The following is a 678-nucleotide window of genomic DNA, read 5'->3' as shown; positions in this document are numbered from 1 at the left end:
GTGGCGTTCCACTTGTTTAGAAGAGCTGACAAGCCCCGCGCCGCTGCGCGCCGCCGCCGCCGCTCTGCCGAACCGTTCGGCAACCATGTCCAGGTCGCCCGCCATGTGCGCCGCCGCCGGCGGTGCCGACTTGCGGAGGCGCACAAGAGCGGTCGACGTGGATACGGCTCCGATCGGATGGGAGGGCGCGGCTTCGGCTTGCTTGGCCGCCATGCCGGCTTCGGGTTGAAGCGGGTCACCGGCCGCGACCTTCGCGGCGGCTGGCACGGTACGGCCGGCCGCCGGCCGGGTTGTGGCTTCGTAGTGCTCACGGAACAGGTGCGCCTGTTCGATGGTCAGCCACCAATGCCGCATGTCGCGCTCGCGGTAGGTGCGGCCAGCCGGTGCATGAAGACCCAGCCGGTTGATGGTCCAGCCGGCCCATTCATCGCACAGCGCGCCTAGGTCACCGGTCCGCAGCAGCCGCAGCAGCCGCACCGCCGACCACGGCACGCGGTTACGGCCAGCGTCCCAATAACGGACAGTCCGGAGGCTGACGCCCAGATACTCGGCGCATGCCTTGCGGTTCAACAGGCAGGCGTGACGCAACTCACGAAAGCCATCGGGGGAGACATGCCATGTGCGAGCACGCCGACGCCGAACCGACTTCGGTACATCCGTGACTTCGCATAATGTATA

At 67.8% G+C, this 678-nt stretch carries 1 protein-coding gene; it reads right to left on the bottom strand.

Translation table 11 applies throughout. The features are described 5' to 3' along the window. The coding region (locus tag ABD017_RS16735; RefSeq protein WP_343883958.1) for a VC1465 family Xer recombination activation factor at positions 1–588 on the bottom strand (588 nt) is incomplete at its 3' end. Between the last annotated feature and the right edge of the window lie 90 nt (positions 589–678).

The sequence above is a fragment of the Rhodanobacter caeni genome, from assembly GCF_039523575.1.
In the GTDB taxonomy this organism is placed as follows: domain Bacteria; phylum Pseudomonadota; class Gammaproteobacteria; order Xanthomonadales; family Rhodanobacteraceae; genus Rhodanobacter; species Rhodanobacter caeni.
This window is presented reverse-complemented; position numbering and strand designations above follow the sequence as displayed.